Annotated in this window: 3 protein-coding genes; 2 read left to right on the top strand and 1 reads right to left on the bottom strand. The window is 69.3% G+C overall.

The annotated features are described in order from the left end of the window. On the bottom strand, positions 1–904 hold a 904-nt coding region (locus ACFWPJ_RS02820), incomplete at its 3' end, for a hypothetical protein (RefSeq protein WP_378846290.1). A gap of 188 nt (positions 905–1,092) precedes the next feature. Here ACFWPJ_RS02820 and ACFWPJ_RS02815 point away from each other — a divergent pair. Then, a complete protein-coding gene (locus ACFWPJ_RS02815; RefSeq protein ID WP_378846287.1) occupies positions 1,093–2,016 on the top strand; it encodes an SMP-30/gluconolactonase/LRE family protein in 924 nt (307 codons plus the stop codon). Between the two features lie 33 nt (positions 2,017–2,049). Further along, the coding region (locus ACFWPJ_RS02810; RefSeq protein WP_378846284.1) for an acyl-CoA dehydrogenase family protein at positions 2,050–2,621 on the top strand (572 nt) is incomplete at its 3' end.

The raw sequence follows: 2,621 nt of genomic DNA, 5'->3' as shown, positions 1-2,621 counted from the left end.
CGAGCAGCGGACGGGGGCCGAGGGATCCCAGATCGACCAGTCCGCGGCGGCCGTGGCGCGCAGCCAGATCCAAGGCGCGCCGCGCCTGCCGGTAGGACGCCGCGGCATCGCCGAGCAGCACAGCGGATCCCAGGGCGACCACGCTGTCGTCCGGGAGCGAATCCGGGGTGCGTGGCAGCAGCGCGACCAGGTGCTGGTCGACCACCGTGTCCACGACCGGGAGTTTCGCCGTCGATCCACGGGCCCGCAGGGCGGCGAGCAGGTCGGTGGTGGCGGCGGTCTCGTTCCACGCGGCGCAGGCGATCCGGTAGCGATGCTTCGGGTCGAGGCGGTGGTCGCGGGCGTCGACGAGCAGCACGGCGGGCGAGAGGGTGCCGTCGACGAGGCTGCGCAGGAAATCGGCGCGGCGGGCGGCTCCGGCCACGGCCCGCTCCTGCGCCACCACGTGCACGGCGGTGGCGGACGCGGTCGCCCATTCCCAGGTGAGGTCCTGCATTTCGTCGATCTCGGCGGCGGGGATGTCACGGGCCGCGGCGCGGCGGCGGATCAGTTCGAAGATCCTGCGTGCGCCGATCTGCAGGCTGTGGGCCACCAGGTCCAGGGGTATCTGCTGGTCGGCCCAGGTTCTGGCGAGGGTGGTGAGTTCGTCGAAGCCCGCGTGCTTGGCTTGCTCGTCGCCCAGTTGCGCGACGACGATGCGCAGCACCGCGCGGGTGTTGTTCTCGATCGAGCTCGCGTCGACCTGGTCGTAGACAGGGATGTGCTCGCGGTACAGCCGGGTCAGATCCGCCGCGATTTCGTTCAGCTCGGGGTCGACCTCCGCGATCATTGCCGCGATCTGGGCCGCGGTCTTGCGGCGGTGCGGGCCCAGCGGGAGGGCGGGCACTGGCCTGCCGATGTGCATATGCACATCAAACTCGGTCTCCGCGCCTATTTCAATGCTGCTGACCGGCATTGATAATTGCATCTGCACAGGGCAGCGCGGTTTTGGGAGGCACGATGGGCGATAGTGTTGGGTCGCGGATGGAACCGGTTCGCTGGTCACCGCCTACGGCGACGCCACGAGCAGGCAAACGGCAGAGTTCCCCTCCGATGCCTGCGGTGCGACGGATCGAACTCCCCGGCACCGGACCCGAGGATGTGGTCTTCGGCGCCGACGGTCTCGTCTACACCGGGATCGACGACGGCCGGATCCTGCGCGTCGACCTCCCCTCCGGGGTCGTCCAGACGGTCCTGAACACCGGCGGTCGCCCGCTCGGCCTGTGCGCGGGCACTGATGGTTCGCTGCTCATCTGCGACGCGCACCGTGGCTTGCTGCGGTGGCCGGGCACCGGGACCGCGGTCGATGTTCTCGTCGACGCGATCGAGGGTGTACCGCTGAACATGGCCAGCAATGTCGTGCAGGATCCTGGTGACGGCACCATCTACTTCACCGCGTCGTCGCGCCGCTGGCCGCTGGATCAGTGGATGGGCGACATGCTCGAGCATTCCGGCACGGGCCGCCTGCTGCGCTACTCCCCCGACGGCACAGTGGACACCCTGCTCGACGGTCTCCACTTCGCCAACGGCGTCGCCTTCGCACCCGATCGCGCCTCGCTGATCGTCGCCGAGACCGGCGCCTACCGGCTCAACCGGTACTGGTTGCGCGGCCCGAAGGCGGGCACGCGTGAGGTACTGATCGACAATCTGCCCGGCTTTCCCGACAACATCGCCCTCGGCAGCGACGGTCTGATCTGGGTGACCCTGGCCTCGCCACGCAACCCGATGCTCGACCTGTTGCTGCCACAACCGGTTCTCCTGCGAAAACTGCTGTGGCAGTTGCCCGATCGACTCATGCCCGCACCGGTGCGCACCACCTGGGTAATCGCGGTCGATCAGGACGGAACTCTCGTCCACGACCTCCAGCGCGACGGCACGGCCTACGCCATGGTCACCGGCGTCGCCGAAGCGCACGGCACCCTCGTCCTCGGCAGCCTGGACGAGTCCGCCCTCGCGATGACCCACATTCCGGCCTGAGTGCCCCGTTCCCCTTCACCGAAAGCAGAAGATATGGACTTCGCCCCCAGCGCCCGCGCCACGGATCTCGTCGACCGAGTCCGCGGTTTCATCGCCGAGGAGATCACCCCGATCGAGGCGGACTACCACCGCAGCATCGCCGCCCTGCGCGATTCCGGCGCGGACCCGTGGAATCCGCTGCCCGTGCTCACCGAGCTGCGGACGAAGGCGCGCGCGGCGGGATTGTGGAATCTGTTCCTGCCGGCGGCGCACGCGGGCGAGTACGCCGCGCGGTTCGGCACCGACGGCGGCACCGGCCTGACCAATGTCGACTACGCGCCGATCGCCGAGGAGACGGGACGCTCGTTCCTGGCTCCGTATGTCTTCAATTGCAACGCACCGGATTCCGGGAACATGGAGGTGCTGCTCCAGTTCGGCGATGCGGCCCAGCGTGAGCGGTGGCTGGAACCGCTGCTCGACGGCACCATCCGTTCGGCGTTCGGCATGACCGAACCCGACGTGGCGGGCCGCCCCGGGCCCCAAAATTGGGGGGCCCCCCGGGGCCGCCGCCCGGGCGGCGGGGTAAAACGGCCCCACTTGTTGTGCACCCGGGTGGGGCCAACCCG

The organism is Nocardia sp. NPDC058497, assembly GCF_042720195.1.
GTDB lineage: Bacteria > Actinomycetota > Actinomycetes > Mycobacteriales > Mycobacteriaceae > Nocardia.
The sequence above is the reverse complement of the archived record's forward strand: the minus strand, read 5'-3'. Positions and strand labels throughout refer to the sequence as shown.

Excerpts from the sequence above, each read along its gene's own strand:
- ACFWPJ_RS02815 (WP_378846287.1), top strand. The coding sequence starts at position 1,093 with ATGCCTGCGGTGCGACGGATCGAACTCCCCGGCACCGGACCCGAGGAT.